Raw genomic sequence first — 23,838 nt, 5'->3', positions numbered from 1 at the left:
CGGGCGGATGAGCCCCGGCGACACCCGCGGGCGGCGCGCCGCTGGCAGAAACCGCGGCTTCATTGGCATTGCCGCGCAGCCCCGCAATTCCTAGACTCGCCCTCTTCGGCCACGCCTGCAGGAGACGCAGCATGTCAAAGCTTCGATTCAGGATCTCGATGTCGCTGGACGGTTTCGTCGCCGGTCCGAACCAGAGCTTGCGGGAGCCGCTGGGCATCGGCGGCGAGCGGTTGCACGAATGGGTGTTCCCGCTCGAAGCCTGGCGGCGTCCACATGGCCTGGAGGGCGGCGTGGTGAACGAGAGCACGCCGGTGGTGGAGGAAGAGCTTGCCGGCATCGGCGCGACCATCATGGGCCGCAACATGTTCGGCGGCGGCCCGGGACCGTGGAGCACGACCGCCCCCTGGGACGGCTGGTGGGGCCGCAATCCGCCGTTCCATCACCCGGTGTTCGTGCTGACGCATCACGCGCGCGACCCGTTGGTCATGGAAGGCGGCACGCGCTTCAGCTTCGTGACCGACGGCATCGAGAGCGCGCTGGACCAGGCCCGCCGCGCGGCAGGCGGCAAGGACGTGGCGCTCGCGGGCGGCGCACGCGCTGCGCAGCAATACCTGAAGGCCGGCCTGGTCGATGAAATGCAGCTCCACCTGGCGCCGATCCTGCTCGGCGGTGGCGAGCGCCTGTTCGACAATGCCGAGGCGCTGGGCGCCCTCGCGCTGGCGAAAACGGTCACAGCGCCGGATGTGATTCACATGAAATTCAAAAGGCGGCCATGACTGCTCGGCATCTTTCCCTGCCCGCCGTAAAAGGCGGCCTGCTCGCACTGCTTGCCGCCGTTCTCTTTGGCGTCAGCACGCCGCTGGTCCAGCATTTCGGCAAGGGACTGGGTGCCTTCACCACCGCCGCACTGCTGTATGCGGGCGCGGCGGCCGTCGGCTTCGCGTCCCGCCAGCGGGTGGAGCGCGAGGCGCGGATGGTGCGCGGCGATCTTCCGCGGCTCCTGTCCATGGCGGCTTTCGGCGCGGTGCTCGGCCCCGTCGCTCTGGCCTGGGGGCTGCAGCACACGAGCGGGACCAGCGCATCGCTGATGCTGACGCTGGAAGCGCTGTTCACCGCCCTGCTGGCGCGCCTGCTCTACCAGGAGACGATGGACCGGCGCGTATGGGGTGCCATGCTGCTCCTGCTTGCCGGAGGCATCGCGCTGGTCCTCGACCAGGGACGCAGCGGCAGCACGCAGCTCTGGGGAATGCTGGCCGTGCTCGTCGCGACCGCGGCCTGGGGCATGGACAACACGCTCTCGCGCGCGCTGGCCGAGCGCGATCCGGGGCAGGTGGTGCTGGGCAAGGCCGCCATCGGCGCCACGGCGACGGCCTTGCTGGCGTGGCTGTTCGGCGAGCCGATGCCTGCATCGAGCGCCGCGCTGGTCCTGCTCGCGGTCGGCGCCAGCGGCTATGGCCTGAGCCTTCGCTTCTACCTGCTCGCACAGCGCGCCTTCGGGGCGGCGCGGACCGGCTCCGTCTTTGCCTTTGCGCCGTTCATCGGCGCCGCCTTTGCCATTGCGCTGGGCGACCGGAGCGGGACTTGGGTGATGGCGGCGGGCGGGCTTCTGATGATGCTGGGCGTGGCGCTGCACCTGGCGGAGTCGCATGGCCACGAGCACACGCATGAGCGCATGGAGCACGAGCATGCGCACCGCCACGACGACGGCCACCATGACCACACCCACGATGTGCTCCCCGTGGGCTCGCACAGCCATCCGCATGTGCACGAGCCGGCTCGCCACGCGCACGCCCATGTGCCTGACGCCCATCACCAGCACATCCACTGAGCCGGTGCCCGGGCGTGCGCGTCCGGGCGGACCCATTCAGGGCGCCGCGCCTTGCACGCCGGCCCTGGCTTCGAGCGGCCGGCCCGCCGCCTGCCAGCCGTCGATGCCGCCGCGCAGGTAGCGTGCATTCAGGCCTGCCGCGCGCAGCCGCATGGCAGTGCTGCGCCCCACCTCGTGGCCATAGACGCAATACACCACCACGTCGCTGCCGGCCGGCAGTTCGGAGGCCCAGCTGTCGACCGCGGCCGGATCGCGCCAGCGCGCCCCTGGAAGCATCGCGGCGGCCCGCTCGAACACCCCGGCGCGGCGCACGTCGAGCAGCACCGATCCGGCGATCTCGTCCTGCGTGGCGCCGAAAGGCTCGCTGGCCGCATGCACGGCCTGCTGGTAGCGCGCGTAGACCTGCCCCCAATGGATGTTGTCCATGAAGGCATCGACGTATGCGCCCGCCGCGGCGCCATGGTCGAGGTGGTAGGCGTGCTCGTACATGTCCAGCGCAAGGATGGGCGTGGCGCCTGCCAGCGCATGGGTGTGGTCGGCGGCCCATTGGTTGACCAGCGTGCCCTCGCGCGGCTGGAACGCAAGCAGCACCCAGCCGGAGCCGCCGCCGAGCGCCTTGCCCAGGGCCGCGAATTCCTCGCGCCACCGCTCGGCGCTGCCGAAGCTGGCCGCCAGTGCCAGCGCCATGGCGGGTTCCATCGACTGGCCGTCGCCACCGAGCGACGCGAAGTACAGCTCGTGCAGCAGCATCGAGTTGCTCGCGATCAGTTCCTCCCGCTTGAGGCCGTTGAGCTGAAAGCCCGGCGTGGATGCAAACGGCGTCGCGGCGAGCTGCGCGCGGATGGCGTTGAGGCGCTTCACCGCCCCGCCGTAGTTGTTCTGGTGGTGGCTCGCGAGCAGTTTTTCCGACAGGCCGCGCAGCATGGCGGGATCGAAGGGCAGGGGTTGAATCCGGGCGTCCATGAGTGGCTCCTTCAGCGCAGTTGGGAAAACAGCAAGGTCACCGCCAATCCGATGCCCGCGCAGGCACCGAGCAGCGGCATCACGCCGACCTTGAAGCGGAACAGCGCGGCGGCCGCCGCCAGCGCGATCGCCGCGGAGACCGCATCGAAGCGGCCGCCGAAGCCCTGCGGCCACAGCACGTGGTACGCAAAGAAGAGCGCCAGGTTCAGGATCACGCCCACCACGGCCGCCGTGATGGCCGACAGCGGCGCCGTGAAGCCCAGCTTGCCGTGCGTCGCCTCGATGGCGGGTCCGCCGGCCAGGATGAAGATGAACGACGGCAGGAAGGTGAAGAAGGTGACGACCGTCGCGGCGAGCGCGCCCGCAAGCAGCAGCGAGTCGGGCCCGAGCGCCTGCTTCAGCCATCCGCCGACGAAGCCGACAAAAGCCACCACCATGATCAGCGGGCCCGGCGTGGTCTCACCCAGCGCCAGCCCGTCGATCATCTGCGCGCCGGAGAGCCAGTGGTATTGCTCGACCGCACCCTGGTAGACGTAGGGAAGCACGGCATAGGCGCCGCCGAAGGTCAGGAGCGCCGCCTTGGTGAAGAACCAGCCCATCTGCGTGAGCGTGCCGTGCAGCCCCTGCGTGGCGACAAGCATGCCCATCGCCAGCAGCCACAGGCCGAGCCCGGCCGCAAGGATCCCGGCCAGGCGCGAGCGCGAGAAGCGCGCATGCGGCGGCGTGGGCGTGTCGTCGTCGATGAGTGCCGGGCCGTAGCTCTGCGCGGCGCTGCCGTGGCCGCCGCCCAGTGCAAACACGCCGGGCGCCCATCGCGCGCCGAAGTGGCCGACCAGCCCGGCGGCCAGCACGATCGCGGGAAATGGCGTGTCGAAAGCGAAGATGGCCACGAAGGCGGCCGCGGCAATGCCCCACATCCACCGGTTCTTCAATGCGCGGCTGCCGATGCGATGCGCCGCGTGCAGCACCAGTGCGGTGACCGCCGGCTTGATGCCGTAGAAGATGCCGGCCACCACCGGCACGTTGCCGAAGCGCAGGTAGATCCACGACAGCGCGATCAGGATGAACAGCGAAGGCAGCACGAACAGTGCGCCCGCCACGATGCCGCCGCGGGTGCGGTGCATGAGCCAGCCAATGTAGGTGGCCAGCTGCTGCGCCTCGGGCCCGGGCAGCAGCATGCAGAAGTTCAGCGCATGCAGAAAGCGCTTTTCGCTGATCCAGCGCCGGCGCTCGACCAACTCGGCATGCATGATCGCGATCTGTCCGGCGGGCCCGCCGAAGCTGATGAAGCCGAGCTTGAGCCAGAAGCGAAGCGCTTCGGCGAAGGAAACAGGCTGGGAGGGCGCAGGAAGCGCAGGAGGTGCGTCAGGCAAGGCGGTGTCCACGGAAGGCTCCGTTGTGAGTCACCAGCGCTTGGACGGGACACCGTCTGACTTTGCAGAACGGGAGGCTGTTTTCCCGATGGCGGCATCGTAACACCTGCCGCTGCGCTGCAGCTGCTGCGCGCAGGTTGGCGCGGCCGGTTCAGAGACCCAACCGCGTCAAGGCCCAGGCCACCGTGGCCAATTGCGCCACGTTGAGCATCATCCCGGCGACGTGGAGCCGGCGGAACCGGAAGATCGAAGTGTCAGCGGCCGGTATCGTGTGCCGCAGCATGTCCATGCGCGGGATGATGATCCAGCGGCGCAGCGCGAATGCCCAGGCTGCGATGAGAGCCATGCCCAGGGCGAAAGCGGGTTTGCCGGCCCACGTGTAGCTGAGTGCTGCCGCGCTCGCCGTCAGCATCACGGCAACGTAGTAGACGTTGAAAAGGCCCCGGATGAAGCGCGAGTCCAGCGGTGTGTCGTGCTTGAGCACCAGCAGTGGCAGCGAGCCCATCATGAAGAATCCCATCCAGACGAGCAGGACGACGGTCGCTATGAGCGCAATGACCATGGGGAGCATCTGAAACCTCCGCATCCCGAAGCATACGCCGGCAACAAGCCGCGCCATGGCGCCCCCTGACGCTTTTCGCCAATCGCCCGGAGCGGTGCCGCCATTGCCGCGCCGCGCCGCGCCGCCTAGATTGCAGCCCACATGACCGCTTCCCCCGAACCCATCGCCGGCGCAGCCAAAGGCGCGCCGCTCGCCGGCGTGCGCGTGCTCGACCTGACCCGCCTGCTGCCCGGGCCGCTCGGCGCCATGCACCTGGCCGACCTTGGCGCCGACGTGATCAAGATCGAAGACACCGGCGCCGGCGATTACGCGAGCCCCAGTGTGCGTGCGCTCGTCAACCGCAACAAGCGCGCGATCCGCATCGACCTGAAGCAGGCGCAGGGCGTGGCCACGCTGCTGCGCCTGTGCCGCGAGGCCGACGTGCTGGTGGAGGGCTTCCGGCCCGGCGTGATGCAGCGGCTGGGGGTCGGCTATGAAGCGGTGGCGGCCGCGAACCCGCGCATCGTCTACTGCAGCATCAGCGGCTTCGGCCAGACCGGGCCGCTCAGCGACACGCCCGGGCACGACCTGAACTACGCGGCGCTTGCCGGCGTGGCCGACCAGGTCGGCAATGCCGCGGGCCCTGCCCTGTCGAACCTGCCCGTGGCCGACCTGTTGGGCGGCACCATGACCGCGGTGGCCGGGATCCTGGCCGCGCTGTTCGATGCCGCGCGCAGCGGGCGCGGGCGGCATGTCGACATCGCGATGGCCGACGGCGTGCTGGCCCATGCGGTGCTGCCGCTGGCCGGCCTGCACCAGCACGGCGAGGTGCCGCGCATCGGCCACAGCGCGCTGACGGGCGCGCTCGCCTGCTACGGCTACTACCGCACGGCCGACGGCCGGCAGCTGGCGGTCGGTGCGCTGGAGCCCAAGTTCTGGCACGACCTGTGCCGCCTGCTCGAGCGCCCCGACCTCGCGCCGCTGCACCGCAGCGGCGATGCCGCCACCGAGGAGCGCCTGCGCGCGGAGCTGGCCGCGATCTTCGGCGCGCGGCCGCTCGCGCACTGGCGCAGCCTGTTCCACGACGGCACGGGCTGCGTGACGCCGGTGCTGCGCATCGACGAGACGCTGGCGCATCCGCATTTCCGCGCGCGCGGCATGCGCGTTGCGGCCGATGACGCCGCGCCGCCGCAGCTCGGCTGCCCGATCAAGATGACCGGCTTCGAGCCGTCTGTTCCCCGCGCCGCCCCGCGCGCCGGCGAGCACACCGACGAGATCCTGCGGCAGGCCGGGCTCGATGCATCGGCCGTGGCCGCGCTGCGGGCCGCCGGCGCCATCGACTGAGGCACTGCCTCCCGGGGCGCTGCCTACAATCCCACCGGCCGAGTTGCAGCAGCGGCCGCCACCGATGACGCTCACCCACCACACCGTTGCCATCCAGCAGGTGCACAGCATCCTGATGGGCGCGCGCCACCGCGGCATCGATGCGGCGCGCGTGCTGGTCCGCGCGGGCATCGCGCCGTCGCTGCTGGAATCGCCGCTCGCGCGCATCTCGCAGCGCCAGTACGCGCTGCTGATCCGCGCGCTGCGTCGCGAACTGCGCGACGAGATCTGGGGCCTCCTGAGCGGCCCGCTGCCGCCCGGCAGCTTCGGCCAGTGCATGCGCCAGCTGGTGCGCTGCGCCACGCTGGGCGAGGCCCTGCGCGAAGGCTTCGCTTCCTACCACCTGCTGCTGCACGACTTCGTGCCGCGCCTTACGGTGCAGGGCAGCAGCGCGCATGTGCAGTTCGTGCTGCGGCGCGCCTCCGATGCGCGGCTCGACTATGCGGTGAAGGCCTTCATGCTGTTCGCGTTCAATGCCTCCTCCTGGCTGGTGGCGCGCCGCATTCCGCTGCTCGAGGTCGACTACACGGCCGAGCAGACCAACACCGAGACCTCGCGCGTCTACCAGGTGCCGATCCGCTACGGCCAGGCGCATGTGGGCATGTCGTTCGAGGCGCGCTGGCTCGACCTGCCGGTGGTGCAGTCGCCGCAGAGCCTGCGCGAATTCCTCGCGGGTTCGCCGGCCAACCTGATCGTGAAGTACCGCGACACCAGCAGCCTCACAGAGCGCATCCGCCGGTTGCTGCGCAAGGGCCTGGGCAGCGAGCTGCCGTCGCTGGAGGAAGTGGGCGAGGCGCTCGCGGTGACGCCGCAGACGCTGCGCCGTCGCCTGCGCGACGAAGGCCGCGGCTTCCAGCAGATCAAGGACGAGCTGCGGCGCGACGCCGCCATCGACTACCTGCTGCACACGCCGCTGCCGCTGCTGGACATCGCCAACCGCGTGGGCTTCTCGGAAGCCAGCACCTTCCACCGCGCCTTCAAGCAGTGGACCGGTGTGGCGCCCGGCGAGTACCGGCTGACGCACGGCCCGGAACGCTGAGCGGTTTCGCCAAGCCCTTTGGCGCTTCCCGCCATGGGTGCGGTGCGCGGTGCGGCCTAAGCTGTGCCGCATCTTCGTTACCCGTCGGTGGCTCCATCGTGTACCTGACCCAAGGCCTGCATCGCGCGCTCCAGCGCAACCCCGGCATGGCGGCGCTCACCCACGTGGGCGAGGCCGGCGTGCGCCGCCAGACGCATGCGCAGATGGCGGACGGCATCGCGCACCAGGCGGCCGCGCTGGCCCGGCGCGGCATTGCGCGCGGCGACCGCGTGGCGCTGCTCGCGCCCAACAGCGACCAGCTGGTGCGGGCCATCCTCGCATGCTGGTGGCTCGGCGCCGTCGCCTGTCCCTTGAACATCCGCTGGAGCACGCCGGAGCTCGCGCATGCGCTGCAGGACAGCCAAGCCTCCTTGCTGCTCGTGCACCAAAGCCTGCGGGCGCTGGCGCCGGCCGATGCACCCGCACTTGCGCAGCTGGATGCGCTCGAAGACGAAGGCGCGGCGCTGGAACCGCTGCCCGACACGCGCACCGGCGGCGACGCGCTCGCCGCCATCCTCTACACCGGCGGCACCACCGGCCGCTCCAAGGGCGTGATGCTGAGCCACGCCAATTTCTGGACCGCATCGATGACGCGCGGCGCCGAACTCAACAACGCGCCCGATTCCGTCTCGCTGCTGGTGGCGCCGCTGTTCCACGTCGCCGGGCTCGGCCGCCTGGTGGGCCAGCTGATCGTCGGCGGCGGCTGCGTGACGATGGCGCAATTCCGGCCCGCCGCCGTGATCGACGCGATCGAGGAGCACCGCATCGGCGACATCGTCGTGGTGCCGAGCATGCTGCAATCGCTGCTCGACGACCCGGCGTTCACACCCGGGCGCGTGCGCAGCCTCACGCGCATCGCCTTCGGTGCGGCGCCGATGCCGCCCGACCTGCTCGACCGCGCGCTGGAAGCCTGGCCGCATGCCGAGTTCTTCCAGGCCTACGGCCTCACCGAAACCGCGGGTGCCGTGTGCATCAACCTGCCGTCGAACCACCGACCGGAAGCGCGCGCGCTCGGCCGGCTGAACTCGGTCGGCCGCGCCGGCCTGGGCGCCGAGATCATCATCGCGGACGAGAGCGGCCGCGAACTGCCGCGCGGCCAGGTCGGCGAAGTGCTGGCGCGCGGACCGATGGTGATGCAGGGCTACTGGCGCAACCCCGAGGCCACGGCCGCCGCGCTGCGGGACGGCTGGCTGCGCACCGGCGATGCGGGCCGCATGCTGCCCGACGGCCACCTGTTCATCGTCGACCGCCTGAAGGACATGATCATCAGCGGCGGCGAGAACGTCTACTGCGCCGAGGTGGAGGCCGCGCTGCGCAGCCATCCGCAGGTGCGGCAGGCGGCGGTCATCGGCGTGCCCGATGCGCGCTGGGGCGAGGCGGTGCACGCGGCGGTCGTGCTGGCCGACGATGCGCGCGCCGATGCCGATGAACTGCGCGCCTGGTGCCGCGAGCGCCTGGCCGGCTACAAGTGCCCGCGCGGCATCAGCTTCCTGCGCGAGCTGCCGCTGTCGGCCGCGGGCAAGGTGCTGAAGAACGTGCTGCGCGAGCGGCTGCAGGCGTGATGCAGCCCGTCACCGGTGCGGACCCCCGCCACCTGTTCGGCCAGGTGCCGTTCATGCGGCTGCTGGAGGCGCGCCGCGAGTTCTCCGAAGGCGGTCGCGCACGCCTCGTCATCGATGCGCGGCCCGAGCTCGGCAACGTCATCGGCGCCGTGCACGGCGGCGTGCTGGTCACGCTGCTCGACGTGGCCATGGCGAGCGCGGCCGTGTCGCTGTTCGACTTTGCGCGCACCGCCGTCACGCTCAGCCTCAACACCAGCTTCCACGCGCCGGGCCGCGGCCGCCTCACGGCCGACGGCGAAGTGGTGCAGCACGACGCCAGCGTGGCCTGGTGCCGCGCCACGGTCAGCGACGAGGCCGGCTGCGTGGTCGCGCAAGCGCAGGGGTCCTTCCGCTACCTGCCGCTGCCGCAGGCCGCCTGAGCCGCATGCGCCGCCGCCAATTTCAAACGACAGGAGACACGACACCATGAACCGCAGCTTCCGCCCGCTCAGCCGGCGCGCCGCACTGGGCGCACTGATCGCGCTCGGCGCCGGCACGGCCGCCCCGGCCTTGGCCGCCGAGCCGTATCCGAGCAAGCCGATCCTGCTCGTGCTGCCATTTCCGCCGGGCGGCTCCTTCGACCCGATCTTCCGCACGCTGGCCGAGGCCGCCTCCAGGGACCTGGGCCAGCCCATCGTGCTGATGCACAAGCCGGGCGCGGGCGGCGTCACCGGCACCGCATCGCTGGCAACCATGAACGAAGCCGACGGCTACACCATCGCGGTCATGCACAACTCGGTGATCCGCGCGCCGCTGGTGCAGAAGGTGAGCTGGGATCCGCTCAAGGACTTCAGCTACCTGATCGGGCTGGCCAGCCTCGCCACCGGCATCGTGGTGGCCGCCGATGCGCCCTGGAAGACGCTGCCCGAGCTGCTGGCCGACGCCAGGAAGCGCCCCGGCGCGGTCAGCTGGGGCAACGTCGGCGCGATCAGCATCAACCGCATCTACGCCGAGCGGCTCGCCAAACAGGCGGGCACCTCCTTCAACCTGGTGCCCTACAAGGGCGGCAGCGAGGCCTTCCAGGCGGTGATCGGCCGCCATCTCGACGTCTACGGCGACCCCGGCTTCGGGCCCCAGGTGCAGGGCGGCAAGGTGCGCCTGCTCGCCACCTTCACGGCCGAGCGCCTGAAGCGCTACGACGCGCCGACCGTCAAGGAGCTGGGCCACGACATGGTGATCGAGTCGCCGGTGGGCCTGGTGGCGCCGAAGAACCTCGATCCGAAGATTGCCGCCAGGCTGCACACGGCCTTCAGCAAGGCCGCGGCGGATCCGGCCTACCTCCAGCAGCTGGAGCTGTTCGACATGCAGCCCAAGCTGATGACCGGCGAGGGCTATGCCGGCTACGCCCGTGCGCAGTTCGAGCGCGAACGCAAGATGCTGGCCGAGATCGGCTTCAAGCCGGAGTGAACACAGCGATGAACCCCATGGACTTTTCCGCCTTCGATTTCTCGGGCCGCCACGTGGCCGTGGCCGGCGGCTCCAGCGGCATCAACTTCGGCATCGCGCAGGCCTTTGCGCGCGCCGGTGCGCGGCTCACGGTGCTCAGCCGCTCGGCCGACAAGGTGGCCGCGGCGGCGCAGCAGCTCGAGGCGCTCGGCACGCAGGCACTGGGCATTGCGGCCGACGTGCGCCAGCCCGAGGCGCTGGAACGCGCCTTCGCGCAGGGCGCCGAGCGCTTCGGCCCCATCGACGTGCTGGTCTCGGGCGCTGCGGGCAACTTTCTTGCGAGCGCGCTCGACATGTCGCCCAATGCCTTCAAGACGGTGGTCGACATCGACCTGCTGGGCAGCTTCAACGTCGCGCGGCTCGCGCATGCACACCTGCGCCGGCCCGGCGCCTGCGTGATCCAGATCTCGGCCGGCCAGGCCTTCACGCCCACGCCCTTCCAGGCCCATGTGTGCGCGGCCAAGGCCGGTGTCGACATGCTGACGCAGGTGCTCGCGCTCGAGTGGGGCCCGCAGGGCATCCGCATCAACTCCATCGTGCCCGGGCCGATCGCCGACACCGAGGGCCTGAAGCGGCTCGCGCCCACCGAAGGCACCATGGCCGCGATGGCCGATCGCGTGCCGCTCAAGCGGCTGGGCCGCATCGAAGACATCAGCCGCATGGCGATGATGCTCGCGAGCGACTGGGGCTCCTACATCACGGGCGCCGTCATTCCCGTGGACGGCGGCCTGGCGCTGACCGGGCCGCGCGACTTCACGGCGGCAGCGGCCGCGTCGAAGCGGGGGTCCGCGCCATGAGCCTGCACCTTGCGAGCGCGCCGCAGGAAGGCGACGGCCGGCCGCGCAGCGGACCGCGGCGCCACGTGCCCTTTTCCGAGCACCTCGGGCTCAGGCTCGAGCATGCGGAGGGCGGCGAATCGCGGGTGTCGGTGGTGCTGCGCCCCGAGCTGCTGAACAACCACGCGAGCGGCCACGGCGGCGTGCTGATGACCCTGCTCGACAGCGCCATGGCGCATGCCGCGCTCTCGCGCGTCGGCTATGCACGCGAGGTCGTCACGGTCGACATGCACATCGCCTTCATGCGGCCCGCGGGCGGGGTGCTGCAGGCGCAGGGGCACGCCACGGGCGGCGGGCGTTCGGTGTGCTTTTGCGAGGCCACCGTCACCGATGCCAGCGGCGAGGTGGCGGCGCGTGCGATGGGTACCTTCCGCTACCGCGACCCGGCTTGAGCGTTTCGGCCAATCGTTTTGGGCCGATCCGCGATTGTTGAAGCCTGCGCAGCGGCGGAGACTTCATCCATCGTCACCGCGTCTCATCCAGGAGTTTCCATGACACGTATGCAGCGCCCCGTCCATGTGGTCGGCGTGGGCATGATCCCCTTCACCAAGCCCGGCGCCAGCGACCCCTACACCGTGATGGGTGCGCGCGCCGCCAGGCTCGCGCTCGACGATGCCGGCGTCGACTACGCGCTGGTGCAGCAGGCCTATGTCGGCTATGTCTACGGCGACTCCACCGCGGGGCAGGCCGCCATCTACGGTGTCGGCCTGAGCGGCATTCCGGTCTTCAACCTCAACAACAACTGCTCCACCGGCTCCAGCGCGCTGTTCCTCGCGCGCCAGGCGGTCGAGAGCGGCATGGTCGAATGCGCGATCGCGCTCGGCTTCGAGCAGATGCAGCCCGGCGCGCTCAAGGGCGCCTACGACGACCGGCCTTCGCCGATGGCGCGCTTCGCCGAGGTCATGGCCGAGAAGCAGGGCTACGTGCCCGAAGCGCCGCGCGCCGCGCAGTTCTTCGGCGGTGCCGGCCGCGACTACATCGCGCAGCACGGCATCCGCCGCGACACCTTCGGCCGCATCTCGGTGAAGGCGCGCCAGCATGCCGCGCGCAACCCGCTCGCGGTGTTCCGCCAGACGCTCACGCTCGACGAGGTGATGGCCTCGCCGCTGGTGTTCGATCCGCTCACGCGCTTCCAGTGCTGCCCGCCCACCTGCGGCGCGGCCGCGGCCATCCTCTGCTCGGCCGAGTTCGCAGAGAAGCACGGCCTCGACATGCGCGTGGTGATCGCCGCGCAGGCCATGACCACCGATACGCCTTCCACCTTCGACAGCAGGGACATGCGCAAGCTGGTCGGCTACGACATGACCGCCGCCGCCGCCCGCCAGGTGTACGAGGACGCCGGCATCGGCCCCGAGGAACTCGACGTGGTGGAGCTGCACGACTGCTTCACCGCCAACGAGCTCATCACCTACGAGGCGCTGGGCCTCACGCCCGAGGGCACGGCCGAGCGCTTCATCGTCGAGGGCGACAACACCTACGGCGGGCGCGTGGTAACCAATCCTTCGGGCGGCCTGCTGTCCAAGGGCCATCCGCTCGGCGCCACGGGCCTTGCGCAGTGCGCGGAGCTGGTGTGGCAATTGCGCGGCCGGGCCGAGCAGCGCCAGGTCGAAGGCGCACGGCTCGCGCTGCAGCACAACCTGGGCCTGGGCGGCGCCTGCGTGGTCACGCTCTATCAATCCAGATGATCGACCGCCGCCACATCGGCCACCAGCTCCCGCCCTTCCAGGTGGAAGTGGAAAAAGGCCGCCTGCGCTTCTTCGCCAAGGCCACGGGCCAGACCGATCCCGTCTACATCGACGAGGCCGCCGCGCACGATGCGGGGAATCCGGGCCTGCCGGTGCCGCCCACCTTTCTCTTCTGCCTGGAGATGGAGGCGCCCAACCCGGCCGCCATCCGCGAGCTGCTGGGCATGGACTACCGCAGCCTGCTGCACGGGGAGCAGGGCTTCAGCTACCACGCGATGGCCTATGCGGGCGACACGCTCACCTTCCGCCAGCGCATCGAGGACATCTACGACAAGAAGAGCGGCGCGCTCGAATTCGTCGTGCGCAAGACCCACGTGAGCAACCAGCGCGGCGAACTCGTGGCCGAGCTGCGCTGCGTGACCGTCGTCCGCAACTCATGAGGCTCGCCATGACCACCGCCACCCTCCCCGACTGGAACGCACTGCAGCCCGGCGACGCCCTGCCCCCGCTCGAATTGCCGCCGATCCGCCGGCTCGACCTGGCGCTGTACTGCGGTGCCTCGGGCGACCACAACCCGATCCACGTCGACATCGACTTCGCCAGATCCGCCGGCATGCCCGACGTGTTCGCGCACGGCATGCTGTCGGCGGCCTGGCTCGCGCGGCTGCTGACCCACTGGGTGCCGCAGCCGGCGATCCGCTCGCTCGACCTGCGCTTTGCCGCCATCACCCAGGTGGGCGAGCGCATCCGCTGCACCGGCACGGTGGCCGAGAAGTTCGAGCACGAGGGCCGCCGCAGCGTGCGGCTGAAGCTCATGACGGCCAACCACGAAGGCGCCGCCAGGCTGAGCGCCGAGGCACTGGTCGCCTGGCCCTGACACATTCCGAGGAGACAACCCATGAACAGCAGCACCCACAGAAAACTCGAAGGCAAGGTCGCCATCGTCTCCGGCTCCGGCCGCGGCATCGGGCGCGAGATCGCGCTCAAGCTCGCGGGCGACGGCGCGCGCGTGGTCATCAACGACCTCGATGCCGGACCCGCCGCGCAGACCGTCAATGACATCGTGGCCGCGGGCGGCAGCGCCATCGCCTGCCCTGGCAGCGTGACGGACGCCGGCTTTGCCGACCGCTTCGTGCGCACCGCGGTCGACAGCTACGGCGGCCTGGACATCGTCGTCAACAACGCCGGCTACACCTGGGACAACGTGGTGCAGAAGATGAGCGACGAGCAGTGGGAAGCGATGCTGGCCGTGCACCTCACGGCGCCGTTCCGCATCCTGCGCGCGGCCTCCAGCTTCATCCGCGACGCGGCCAGGCGCGAAGCCGACGAAGGCCGTGAGGTGTTCCGCAAGGTGGTCAACATCTCGTCCACCTCGGGCGTGTACGGCAACGCGGGCCAGGCCAACTACGCGGCCGCCAAGGCCGGCATCAACGGCCTGACCAAGGCCATGGCCAAGGAATGGGGCCGCTACAAGGTCACGGTCAACAGCGTGGCCTTCGGCCTGATCAAGACCCGGCTGACCGAAGCCGATGCCAGCGCGGGCGCGAGCATCGACATCGAGGGCCGGCAGATCAAGGTCGGCGTCAACCCGCAGATCCTCAAGAACGCCGAGGCGCTGATCCCGCTCGGCCGCGGCGGCACGCCGCAGGAGGCGGCGGGCGCGGTCTACCTGTTCTGCATTCCGGAGTCGAACTACGTGAGCGGCCAGGTGCTGGTCTGCGGAGGCGGGCGGCCATGACCGGCGGGGCCGTCGCCACGCGGCCGTGGATGAACGAAGAACTCGAGATGCTGCGCACCAGTGCGCGCCGCTTCTTCGAGCGCGAATGCGTGCCCCACGAGCCGCGCTGGCGCGCGCAGCACCATGCCGACCGCGAGATCTGGACCAAGGCCGGAGCGGCCGGGCTGCTGTGCGCCAGCATCCCCGAAGAATATGGCGGCGGCGGCGGCAGCTTCCTGCATGAGGCGGTGATCTGCGAGGAGCAGATGCGCGCCATGGCGCAGGGTTTCAGCAACAACGTGCACAGCGGCATCGTCGCCCACTACCTGCTGGCCTACGGCACCGAGGCGCAGAAGCAGCGCTGGCTGCCGCGCATGGCCAGCGGCGAGCTGGTGGCGGCCATCGCAATGACCGAACCCAGCGCCGGCACCGACCTGCAGCGCATCAAGACGCAGGCACGGCGCGACGGCAGCCACTGGCGCATCAGCGGCAGCAAGACCTTCATCACCAACGGCATGCACGCGGGCCTGGTCTGCGTCGCGGCCAAGACCGACGCGGGGGCCGGCGGCAAGGGCATCTCGCTGCTGATGGTCGAGACCGAAGGCACGCCGGGCTTTCGGCGCGGGCCGCTGCTCGACAAGATGGGGCAGAAGACGCTCGACACCACCGAGCTGTTCTTCGACGACGTGCGCGTGCCGGCCGACCACCTGCTGGGCGGCGAAGAGGGCCGCGGCTTCGCGCAGCTCATGCAGCAGCTGCCGCGCGAGCGCCTGCTGATCGCGGTCGGCGCGGTCGCGACCATGCAGCGCGCCATCGGCGACACGCTCGGCTACGTGCGCGACCGCCAGGTGTTCGGCGAGCCGCTCTTGAAGATGCAGAACACCCGCTTCAAGCTCGCCGAGTGCGAAACGCAGGCGCAGGTGGCGCGCGCCTTCGTCGACGACTGCATCGCGCGCCTGATGCAGGGCGAGCTCGACGTGCCGACGGCCGCCATGGCCAAGTGGTGGACCACCGACGCCTGCTGCCGCATCGTCGACGAATGCCTGCAGCTGCATGGCGGCTACGGCTTCATGAACGAATACCCGATCGCGCGGCTCTATGCCGATGTGCGCGTCGGCCGCATCTACGGCGGCGCCAACGAGGTGATGAAGGAGATCATCGCGCGGGCGATGGAGCGGCAATGAACGCCAGGCCGCCGCACTTCCGCTTCTGGCCCAAGGGCGTGGCGCGCGAGCTGCGCGTGCCGCGCGCCACGCTGCCCGACTACCTGGACACCGCGGCGCGCCGCTATCCCGGCAAGCCGGCCATCGTCTACTGCGGCGCGGCCACCTCCTATGCGCAGCTGCGCGAACGCGTCGACGCGCTGGCCGGCTACCTGCAGCAGCGCCTGGGCGTCGCGCCCGGCGACCGCGTGCTGCTCGCGAGCCAGAACTGCCCGCAGTTCGTGGCGGCCTTTTATGCCGTGCTGCGCGCGGGCGCCGTGGTGGTGCCGGTGAACCCGATGAGCAAGGCCGCGGAGGTGCGGCACTATGCGGCGGACAGCGGAGCGCGCATCGCCTTCGTCGCGCAGGAGCTGCTGCCCGCGCTCGCGTTCGGCGAAGGCGACGGCGAGCTGCGCGCCGCGCTCGTCCATGCCTATGCCGACGCGATCGATGCGCCGGCGAGCAACGACGCGCTGCCCGGCTGGGTCACGGCGCCGCGCGCGCCGCTCGACGACCCGCGCCTGCACGGCTTCGAGCAGGCGATCGCGCTCGGCCTCGCGCCCGCGGCATTGCCCCTGTCGCCCGACGACCTGGCCGTGCTGCCCTACACCTCGGGCACCACCGGCCACCCCAAGGGCTGCATGCACACCCATGCGACGCTGCTGGCTTCGCTCGCTTCCTCGGCGGTGTGGAAGCAGCTGCATGTGGAGACGGTCACGCTGGCCGTTGCGCCGCTCTTCCACATGCTGGGTCTGCAGAACGGCATGAACCTGCCGATGTTCCTGGGCGCTACCGCGGTGATGATGCCGCGCTGGGACCCGGCGATGGCCGCGCGCCTGATCGAGCGCCATGCGGTCACGGCCTGGTCGGCGCCGCCGGCGATGGTGATCGACCTGTTCTCCCACGCCGAAGCCGAGCGGCGCGACCTCTCGAGCCTGGCGCTGCTGTCGGGCGGTGGCGCCGCGATGCCCGAGGCGGTGGCCGCCATGCTCCTGCAGCGCCACGGCCTCTCGTACAACGAAGGCTATGGCCTGACCGAGACCGCTTCCTTCCTGCACGCCAACCCGCCCGCGCGCGGCAAGCGCCAGTGCCTGGGCATGCCGACGCAGGGCGTGGACTCGCGCATCGTCGATCCGGTCACGTTCGAGGAGCTGCCGCCTGGCGAGGTGGGCGAACTGGTCACGCGCGGCGCGCAGCTCATGAAGGGCTACTGGCGCAATCCGGAGGCTGACCGCGAGGCCTTCATCGAGATTGGCGGCCAGCGCTTCTTTCGCACCGGCGACCTGGCGTCGATGGACGAGGACGGCTACTTCTTCCTGCGCGACCGGCTCAAGCGAATGATCAACGCCTCCGGCTACAAGGTCTGGCCCACCGAGGTGGAGAACGCGATGTACGAGCATCCGGCCATCCACGAGGCCTGCGTGATCGCGGTGCCCGACGGCAGGCGCGGCGAGTCGGTCAAGGCGCTGGTGGTGCTCAAGCCCCAGGAGCGCGGCCGCGTCGCCGAAGAGGACATCGTCGCCTGGTGCCGCGAGCGCATGGCCGTCTACAAGGCGCCGCGCGTGGTCGAGTTTCTCGAGAGCCTGCCGAAGTCCGGCACCGGAAAGATCCTCTGGCGCGAACTGCAGGAAGCGCACCGCGCCGCCGCCCAGGAGCAAGCACACCCATGAACGATTTCACCGCACTGCGCTGCGAGCGCCACGGCAGCACCGCGCTGCTGACGCTGGACACGCCCGCCAACCGCAACGCGCTCGCCCCCGCCCTGCGCGACGAGCTCGCCCGGGCCATCGCGCAGGTGCGCGGCGACCCCGAGGTGCGCGCGCTGGTGCTGGCCGGCGCCAACGGCCAGTTCTGCTCGGGCGGCGACCTGCGCGGCATTGCCGATGCGAAGCTCGACAACGCCGGCTGGCGCGAGCGCATGCAGGCCACGCAGCGCTGGTTCAGCGAGCTGATCCTGCTCGACAAGCCCGTGATCGCCGCGGTCGATGGCGCGGCCTATGGCGCGGGCTTCAGCCTGGCGCTCGCGGCCGACTTCGTGCTTGCGAGCCCGCGCGCGCGCTTCTGCATGTCGTTTCTCAAGCTCGGCCTGGTGCCGGACTGCGGCGCCTTCTACACCTTGCCACGCGCGGTGGGCGCGCAGCGCGCACGCGAGCTGATGCTGTCGGCGCGCGAGGTCGGCGCGGCCGAGGCGCTCGAGCTCGGCATTGCGATGGAACTGCACGAACCCGCGCAGCTGCTGCCGCGCGCGCTGGCGCTGGCCCAGAGCTTTGCCGGCGCGTCGCCGCTGGCCGTGAGCCTGGTGAAGCGCGCCACCGGCGATGCAGGCGCACTGGCCGCGCTGCTCGACACCGAGGCGAACGTGCAGGCACTGGCCTTCGGCAGTGCCGAGCACCGCGAGGCAGTGAACCATTTCCTGGGCAAGAAGCCGCTGCCCTTCCAGTGGCCGGCCCACAAGGAGCAAGCCCGATGAACGACCACAGCCTCGGCGTGCAGGCCTTCCACCAGCGCGAGCTGGACGCCGGCCGCTTCCTGCTGCAGCGCTGCGGCGACTGCGGCCGCCACGTCTACTACCCGCGCGAAAGCTGCCCGTACTGCGGCGGCACGGCGCTCGAATGGAAGGCGCCTGGCGGCCTGGGCACCGTGCATGCCGTGACGACCGTGCGGCGCAAGCCGGCCGACGGCGGCGACCTCAACGTGAGCCTGGTCGATCTCGACGAAGGCGTGCGGCTCATGAGCCGCATCGAGAACCTCGCGCCCGAAGCGGTGCGCATCGGCCAGCGCGTCCGCGCGCGGGTGCAGGTGAAGGACGGCCGCAGCCTGGTGCTGTTCGAAGCCGTCGAAGGAGCCGCTCGATGAGCGCGGAACTCAAGGCCTTGCGCGGCAGCGCGGCCATCGCCGGCGCCGCCACTTTTGGCTGCGGCGAAGCGCCGGGCTTCACCGACATGGAACTGCTGGCGCGCGCCGCGCGCGCGGCGGTGGCGGATGCGGGCCTTCAGATGCGCGACATCGACGGCCTCTGCACCGCCAGCGCCTCGGCCGCAATGTGGACGCTGCCGGTGGTCGAATACCTGGGCCTCAATCCGCGCTACATCGACGGCACCATGCTGGGCGGCAGCAGCTTCATCGCGCACCTGCTGCCCGCGATGCAGGCCATCCGTTCGGGCCAGTGCAGCGCGGTGCTCATCTGCTACGGCAGCGCGCAGCGCAGTGCCGCCTTCGGCCGGAGAGAGATCGTGGCGGCGCGCCGCTTTCTCGACCCGCAGCCCTACGAGCATCCTTACGAGCCGATGCTGCCGGTGTCGGCCTACGCGCTGGCGGCGTCGCGCCACATGCACGAATTCGGCACCACGCGCGAGCAGCTGGCCGACGTGGCGGTGGCCGCGCGCGCCTGGGCCGGGCTCAACCCCGAGGCCTTCATGCGCGAGCCGCTCACGCGCGCAGAGGTGCTGGGCGCCCGCATGGTGTCGGACCCGCTGGGCGTGCGCGACTGCTGCCTGGTCACCGATGGCGCCGGCGCCTGCGTGCTGGTGGGCGCCGAGCGCGCGAGGGACCTGCCGAGGAAGCCGGTCTACGTGCTGGGCAACGCCACGGCGGTGTGGAACCGGCAGATCTCCTCGATGGCGGACCTCACCGTCACGGCGGCCCGCCAATCGGGCCGCGAGGCCTTCGCGATGGCCGGGCTCGCACCCGCGGACATGGACGTGGTGCAGCTGTACGACGCCTTCACCATCAACACGCTGCTGTTCCTCGAAGACCTGGGCTTCTGCCCCAAGGGCGAAGGCGGCCGCTTCGTGGCCGACGGCGCCATTGCCCCCGGCGGCCAGCTGCCCGTGAACACCAACGGCGGCGGGCTGTCGTGCGTGCATCCCGGCATGTACGGCATCTTCGCGCTCATCGAGGCCGTGCGGCAGTTGCGCGGCGAATGCGGCGAGCGCCAGGTGAAGAACGCGCAGACCGCGCTCGCGCATGGCAACGGCGGCATGCTGTCGAGCCAGGCCACCGCGATCCTGGGCACGGCCGAAGCGCTGCGTTGAGCCGAATCGAGCCGAGTTATTCCACCCCCGAAGAGGAGACAAGCCCATGAAGACGACATCGATGCTGGTACGAAGGCTCTGCGCGGCCGCAGGCCTTGCGCTTCTGCTCAGCGCGCCGGCCTTGGCACAAACAGCCACGCAAACGGCCGCGCACTCCGCCTATCCGAGCCAGCCGCTCAAGCTGATCGTGCCCTACCCCGCCGGCGGCGCCACCGACGCGCTGGCGCGCACCATCGGCCAGAAGCTGCAGGAAGCCTGGGGGCAGACTGTGCTGGTGGAGAACCGCCCCGGCGCCGGCGGCACCATCGGCAACGGCTTCGTCGCCAAGGCGCCGGCCGACGGCCACACGCTGCTCATCGCCATCACCGCGCTGATCCAGCAGCCGCCGCTCATGGACAAGCTCGCCTACGATCCGCTGAAGGACTTCGCGCCCGTCACCATGATTGCGCGCAGCCCCAGCATGCTGGCCGTGCCGCTCGATTCGCCCGCGAAGAACCTCAAGGACTTCATCGCGATGGTGAAGCAGAGCCCCGGCAAGTACAACTTCGGCAGCTACGGCGCGGGCACTTCGTCGCACATCCAGGGCGCGCTCTTGAACATGCAGGCCGGCATCGACCTGGTGCACGTGCCGTTCCAGGGCGCCGCGCCGCTGGTCACCAACCTGGTGGGCGGCCAGCTCGCCTCGGCCTTCATCGACAGCGCCACCGCGCGGCCGCACCTCAAGTCGATGCGCCCGCTGGCCGTGACCGGCACGCAGCGCATGCCCGGCCTGCCCGACGTGCCCACCTTCGCTGAGCTGGGCTTTCACTCTTTCGACCCCTACGGCTGGTTCGGCGTGTTCGTGCCCGCCGCCACGCCGGCGCCGGTGGTGCAGAAGCTGTCCGACGAGATCGACCGCATCGTGCACCTGCCCGACGTGAGCGCCAAGATCGAGGCGCTGGGCCTGCAGGTGGCCGGCGGCAAGCCCGAAGCGTTCCAGAAAGTGGTGCGCGCCGATGCCGCCATCTACGCGAAGATCATCAAGGACGCGAACATTCGCCTGGCCCAGTGAGCGCGAGCCGTTGCAGCGCGGCGTGAGGTGGCGCAAGATGCCGCGTGGCAACGTCGACGCAGGCTCGGGATCAGCAGCCTTGTCGCCATTCGCCGCCACGCGGTTCGGGACGCAAAGGTCCCTTTCATTCGCTGGACAACGCCAACAGGCACTGGAGGCTTTCTATGCCGAATCGAATCAACCAAGCCATCCAGGCGCATTACGGCCGCCCGGATGTGGGAAGCGTCATTCTGGCGGCCCTGGAAAAGGCGGGCAAGGACCTGGACCGCCTCACGCCGGAAGACTTGGCACCTGTCGACGAGTTTCATATCCGGGGCCGGGCAGCGACGCTGGAGCTTGCCCGGGCCGCGGGTCTCGATGCGAACAAGCGTGTGCTCGACGTCGGGAGCGGTGTTGGCGGGACTTCGCGCTGTCTTGCAAGGGAATTCGGTTGCCACGTCACTGGCATTGACCTCACAGACGAATACTGCCGTGCCGCTGCAATGCTCTCTGCCAAGGTCGGCCTCGCGGACCTGGTCGATTATCGCCAGGGTGATGCCACCCACCTGCCGTTTGATGACGGCGTGTTCGACGTCGTCTGGACGGAGCACGTGGCCATGAACATTCCAGACAAACTCCGGCTGTACAAGGAGATGCACCGGGTTCTGAAGCCGGGCGGCACGCTCGCCATCTACGACGTATTGGCCGGCCCTTCCGGACCGGTCCTGTTTCCCGTCCCATGGGCGCGTACGCCGGATACGAGCTTCCTCGTGCAGCCGGACGAGTTGCGCAGGCTTCTCGAGAACGCTGGATTCACGATTTCCGACTGGATGGACACGACCGAGGCAGCGCGCACGTGGTTTGTGTCCCTGGCCGAGAAGATCCGCAAGGAAGGCTTTCCGCCCCTTGGATTCCATCTGCTCCTCGGGGCCGACTTTCAGGCAATGGCACAAAACCAGGGGCGAAATCTCCAGGAAGGGCGGATTGTTCTTGGACAAGTTGTCGCAAGGAAATAGGCGGCGCCCAACAATGGAGTGCAGCCGCTGCGTCTACGCCGGCGCCGTGCCCTTGACGGCCCAGGCGAGCGCGGCATAGGAGCGAGAGCCATCGGCTTCGCCGTCGAGGTAGGCCGCCTCGACCGCCTCGCGCAGCCTGGCGCGCGCATCCGCATCGAGCGTGGCGACGTATTCCGCGCCGGGCCCGTCCTTGCCCTCGAAGGGCGCCCAGTAGTCGGCGAACGAGGCAAACTCCATGCGGATGGCGAGCGTCGTTTCTTCCACGCCCTTGAACCCCGCGTCGCGCCAGGCCCGGGCCAGTTCGCCGGGCCGCGTGAGGGGCCGCGTGTAGTTGCGGGCGCGGCGCGCGCCGGCCTCGGGGTCGAGCATGGCGGCGGTGTCGAAGAACATGCGGTTGGAGACCCAACCACCGCGCGCGTCCCACACCGCCGCGCCGACCACCGCGCCGGGCCTGGCGACACGGCGCATCTCTGCAATGGCCTTGCCCGGCTCCGGAACGAAGTGCAGCACCAGCAGCGAGAGCACGCGGTCGAAGCTTTGCGCCGGGTACGGCAGCGAACAGGCGTCGGCCACCTCGAAGACGATGCGCGCATCCTCGTTGTGGCGCCGCGCGTGTTCGATGTAGGGCAGCGCGATGTCCACGCCCCGCATTTCGCCGGCGCCGGTGCGGCGCGCCACGGCGAAGGTCAGGTGGCCGGTGCCGCATCCGACGTCGAGGATGCGGTCGCCGTCCGCGGTGCCGACGAAGTCGAGAAAAGGCAGCGCAAGGAGGCGGCTCCAGCGGCCCATCAGCCGCTCATAGCCATCGCCGTCGGCGGCGACGAAGGTCGAGGACGTGGTGCTCATGGCAATCCCTCCGCACGGCCGGGCGCATGCAAGAGTGCCGTGCAGGCCGATGCTATGCCTCGGCCGATGGCTGCGTCAACGCCGGTGAGCCGGCTACAGCCCTGGTCTTGGCGCCTTTTGCAGCAGTTCCGCAAGCTGCGCCTTCCACCACGTTGCCTGGCCTGTGGTTCCGTGCCCGGTGGTCCGGTCGCTGACCGGAATCAGGTAGTAGCGGCCATTCTTCACGCGCTTCATTTCGCGTTCCATGATGCCGGTCTCAGGCGGGTTGCGTTCGTCGTCGGCCGCGTTGATGGCGAGCACGGTCGCCTGGATGCGCTCCAGCCCGGGGGACGGGTTGTAGTCGGCGGACGCCTCCCATTGGTAGAGGATGTCGTTTGCATCCGCAGTGAAGGGCGCACCCAGGCGCGTCTCCAGCAGCTTGTCGGCCTGGGCACGCGTCGGTGCGGCCTTGTACATCGCCAGGTTGCCGCCGCTGGTGGCGGTGGCGAAGAACACGGAGGCCAACTGGGCGCTGCGAGGCTGGGCGGTGTAGTTGCCGTTGTTCCACTCCGGATCCCTGCGGATGGATTCAGTGAGCAGCCGGCGCATCATCCAGTTGCGGCTGGACATCTCGGTGGGCTGGCACGCCATCGGCACCAGCGCATCCATGGCGTCAGGGTGCTTCACGCCCCACATCCAGGCATGCATGCCCCCCATCGAATTGCCGATGATCGCCCGCAGGTGCTTGACGCCAAGGTGTTCGGTCACGAGCCGGTACTGCGCGTCCACCATGTCGTCGTAGTTGTAGCGGGGAAAGTTGGCGCGCAGGCCATCCGAGGGGCGGACCGACTTGCCGGTTCCCAGGCCGTCGGGAATGATGATGTAGTAGCGGGTGGCATCCAGCGGCTGGCCCACGCCGAACAGCTCGCCGGCAAATGCGGGCGTCAGCATGCTTGCCGCCGAGCCGGCCGTTCCATGCAGGATCAGCACCGGCTCGCCGCTGGGCGCGCCAATGGTGACGTAGTTCAGGCGCAGTTCCGGCATGACCTGGCCCGTGTGAAAGCGAAAGTCCTTGGCGATCCAGCTGCCCTCCTTCGGCGCCGGGTAGTCGGCGGCCCGGCTCGACAAGGCAAGCATCGCGAGGCAGGAGTACAAGGCGGCTCGCAAGGCGAAGCGGTTGAAGTGCGGAATGGCGGGCATGCGGTCTCCTGTGGTTTGGGCACAATTTACCGTGAAAGCCGCATCTGCCGCGCCGTGAACTATCTTCCGAGCGGCCTCGC

25 protein-coding genes are annotated in these 23,838 nt (G+C 70.1%); 20 read left to right on the top strand and 5 right to left on the bottom strand.

Going from position 1 to position 23,838, the window contains the following annotated elements; genetic code table 11:
• The first annotated feature begins 131 nt into the window (after positions 1–131).
• Positions 132–776 carry a dihydrofolate reductase family protein gene (locus tag ACAM58_RS26430; RefSeq protein ID WP_369664877.1) on the top strand — a complete coding sequence of 215 codons (645 nt, stop codon included), beginning with the start codon at positions 132–134 and terminating at the stop codon, positions 774–776.
• Positions 773–1,828, top strand: a complete 1,056-nt coding sequence (locus ACAM58_RS26425) for a DMT family transporter (RefSeq protein WP_015865807.1) — start codon at positions 773–775, stop codon at positions 1,826–1,828. The genes ACAM58_RS26430 and ACAM58_RS26425 overlap by 4 nt, the downstream gene beginning before the upstream one ends.
• Before the next feature lie 36 nt (positions 1,829–1,864).
• Here the strand turns inward: ACAM58_RS26425 and ACAM58_RS26420 are convergent, their stop codons facing one another.
• From ACAM58_RS26420 to ACAM58_RS26410, 3 genes are all read right to left on the bottom strand, one after another.
• Positions 1,865–2,791: a Fe-Mn family superoxide dismutase gene (locus tag ACAM58_RS26420; protein ID WP_018904811.1), complete on the bottom strand. Its 927-nt coding sequence runs from the start codon at positions 2,789–2,791 to the stop codon at positions 1,865–1,867.
• 11 nt (positions 2,792–2,802) lie between these two features.
• Entirely contained in the window at positions 2,803–4,176 is a 1,374-nt protein-coding gene (gene chrA / locus ACAM58_RS26415; protein WP_369664876.1) for a chromate efflux transporter, read from the bottom strand.
• 139 nt (positions 4,177–4,315) lie between these two features.
• Positions 4,316–4,726, bottom strand: coding sequence for a hypothetical protein (locus ACAM58_RS26410; RefSeq protein WP_230537802.1), 411 nt, complete (start codon positions 4,724–4,726; stop codon positions 4,316–4,318).
• 141 nt (positions 4,727–4,867) lie between these two features.
• Between ACAM58_RS26410 and ACAM58_RS26405 the strand changes: the two genes are divergently transcribed.
• From ACAM58_RS26405 to ACAM58_RS26320, 18 genes are all read left to right on the top strand, one after another.
• Positions 4,868–6,049, top strand: a complete 1,182-nt coding sequence (locus ACAM58_RS26405; RefSeq protein ID WP_369664875.1) for a CaiB/BaiF CoA transferase family protein — start codon at positions 4,868–4,870, stop codon at positions 6,047–6,049.
• A 64-nt stretch (positions 6,050–6,113) separates the two neighbouring features.
• The gene (locus ACAM58_RS26400) at positions 6,114–7,127 is read left to right on the top strand and encodes an AraC family transcriptional regulator (RefSeq protein ID WP_369664874.1); all 1,014 of its coding nucleotides are present in this window, start codon (positions 6,114–6,116) and stop codon (positions 7,125–7,127) included.
• 98 nt (positions 7,128–7,225) lie between these two features.
• Positions 7,226–8,728, top strand: a complete 1,503-nt coding sequence (locus tag ACAM58_RS26395) for a class I adenylate-forming enzyme family protein (protein WP_369664873.1) — start codon at positions 7,226–7,228, stop codon at positions 8,726–8,728.
• On the top strand, positions 8,728–9,147 hold the full coding sequence (locus ACAM58_RS26390; RefSeq protein ID WP_369664872.1) for a PaaI family thioesterase: 420 nt from the start codon (positions 8,728–8,730) through the stop codon (positions 9,145–9,147). The genes ACAM58_RS26395 and ACAM58_RS26390 overlap by 1 nt, the downstream gene beginning before the upstream one ends.
• A 46-nt stretch (positions 9,148–9,193) precedes the next feature.
• Positions 9,194–10,174, top strand: coding sequence for a tripartite tricarboxylate transporter substrate binding protein (locus ACAM58_RS26385; protein ID WP_369664871.1), 981 nt, complete (start codon positions 9,194–9,196; stop codon positions 10,172–10,174).
• A gap of 17 nt (positions 10,175–10,191) precedes the next feature.
• Entirely contained in the window at positions 10,192–11,010 is an 819-nt protein-coding gene (locus ACAM58_RS26380; protein ID WP_041945785.1) for an SDR family oxidoreductase, read from the top strand.
• The gene (locus ACAM58_RS26375) at positions 11,007–11,441 is read left to right on the top strand and encodes a PaaI family thioesterase (protein ID WP_369664870.1); all 435 of its coding nucleotides are present in this window, start codon (positions 11,007–11,009) and stop codon (positions 11,439–11,441) included. Before ACAM58_RS26380 ends, ACAM58_RS26375 begins: the two co-directional genes overlap by 4 nt.
• A gap of 108 nt (positions 11,442–11,549) precedes the next feature.
• Entirely contained in the window at positions 11,550–12,734 is a 1,185-nt protein-coding gene (locus tag ACAM58_RS26370) for a lipid-transfer protein (protein ID WP_278881087.1), read from the top strand.
• Complete coding sequence (locus ACAM58_RS26365) at positions 12,731–13,174, top strand: MaoC family dehydratase N-terminal domain-containing protein (RefSeq protein WP_369664869.1); 444 nt, start codon at positions 12,731–12,733, stop codon at positions 13,172–13,174. Before ACAM58_RS26370 ends, ACAM58_RS26365 begins: the two co-directional genes overlap by 4 nt.
• Positions 13,175–13,182: 8 nt before the next feature.
• On the top strand, positions 13,183–13,611 hold the full coding sequence (locus ACAM58_RS26360) for a MaoC family dehydratase (RefSeq protein ID WP_041945786.1): 429 nt from the start codon (positions 13,183–13,185) through the stop codon (positions 13,609–13,611).
• Positions 13,612–13,632: 21 nt separating this feature from the next.
• Positions 13,633–14,472 carry an SDR family NAD(P)-dependent oxidoreductase gene (locus ACAM58_RS26355; RefSeq protein WP_369664868.1) on the top strand — a complete coding sequence of 280 codons (840 nt, stop codon included), beginning with the start codon at positions 13,633–13,635 and terminating at the stop codon, positions 14,470–14,472.
• A complete protein-coding gene (locus ACAM58_RS26350; RefSeq protein WP_369664867.1) occupies positions 14,469–15,635 on the top strand; it encodes an acyl-CoA dehydrogenase family protein in 1,167 nt (388 codons plus the stop codon). The genes ACAM58_RS26355 and ACAM58_RS26350 overlap by 4 nt, the downstream gene beginning before the upstream one ends.
• On the top strand, positions 15,632–17,323 hold the full coding sequence (locus ACAM58_RS26345; RefSeq protein ID WP_369664866.1) for a long-chain-fatty-acid--CoA ligase: 1,692 nt from the start codon (positions 15,632–15,634) through the stop codon (positions 17,321–17,323). The genes ACAM58_RS26350 and ACAM58_RS26345 overlap by 4 nt, the downstream gene beginning before the upstream one ends.
• Complete coding sequence (locus ACAM58_RS26340; RefSeq protein WP_369664865.1) at positions 17,320–18,123, top strand: enoyl-CoA hydratase/isomerase family protein; 804 nt, start codon at positions 17,320–17,322, stop codon at positions 18,121–18,123. The genes ACAM58_RS26345 and ACAM58_RS26340 overlap by 4 nt, the downstream gene beginning before the upstream one ends.
• Entirely contained in the window at positions 18,120–18,509 is a 390-nt protein-coding gene (locus ACAM58_RS26335) for a Zn-ribbon domain-containing OB-fold protein (RefSeq protein WP_369664864.1), read from the top strand. Before ACAM58_RS26340 ends, ACAM58_RS26335 begins: the two co-directional genes overlap by 4 nt.
• Entirely contained in the window at positions 18,506–19,687 is a 1,182-nt protein-coding gene (locus ACAM58_RS26330) for a thiolase (RefSeq protein ID WP_369664863.1), read from the top strand. Before ACAM58_RS26335 ends, ACAM58_RS26330 begins: the two co-directional genes overlap by 4 nt.
• 46 nt (positions 19,688–19,733) lie before the next feature.
• Positions 19,734–20,738: a tripartite tricarboxylate transporter substrate binding protein gene (locus ACAM58_RS26325; RefSeq protein ID WP_278880917.1), complete on the top strand. Its 1,005-nt coding sequence runs from the start codon at positions 19,734–19,736 to the stop codon at positions 20,736–20,738.
• Between the two features lie 164 nt (positions 20,739–20,902).
• Positions 20,903–21,733: a class I SAM-dependent methyltransferase gene (locus ACAM58_RS26320; RefSeq protein ID WP_369664862.1), complete on the top strand. Its 831-nt coding sequence runs from the start codon at positions 20,903–20,905 to the stop codon at positions 21,731–21,733.
• Between the two features lie 33 nt (positions 21,734–21,766).
• Here the strand turns inward: ACAM58_RS26320 and ACAM58_RS26315 are convergent, their stop codons facing one another.
• Together ACAM58_RS26315 and ACAM58_RS26310 are read right to left on the bottom strand one after the other, a co-directional pair.
• Positions 21,767–22,579 (bottom strand): class I SAM-dependent methyltransferase, encoded by an 813-nt coding sequence (locus ACAM58_RS26315; protein WP_369664861.1) that lies wholly within the window; start codon positions 22,577–22,579, stop codon positions 21,767–21,769.
• Positions 22,580–22,672: 93 nt separating this feature from the next.
• Positions 22,673–23,758, bottom strand: a complete 1,086-nt coding sequence (locus ACAM58_RS26310) for an alpha/beta fold hydrolase (RefSeq protein WP_369664860.1) — start codon at positions 23,756–23,758, stop codon at positions 22,673–22,675.
• Between the last annotated feature and the right edge of the window lie 80 nt (positions 23,759–23,838).

Source organism: Variovorax sp. V116, assembly GCF_041154435.1.
GTDB classification, from domain to species: Bacteria; Pseudomonadota; Gammaproteobacteria; order Burkholderiales; family Burkholderiaceae_C; genus Variovorax; species Variovorax paradoxus.
Note: the sequence above shows the minus strand (reverse complement) of the source record. Positions and strands in the feature narration are given on the sequence as shown.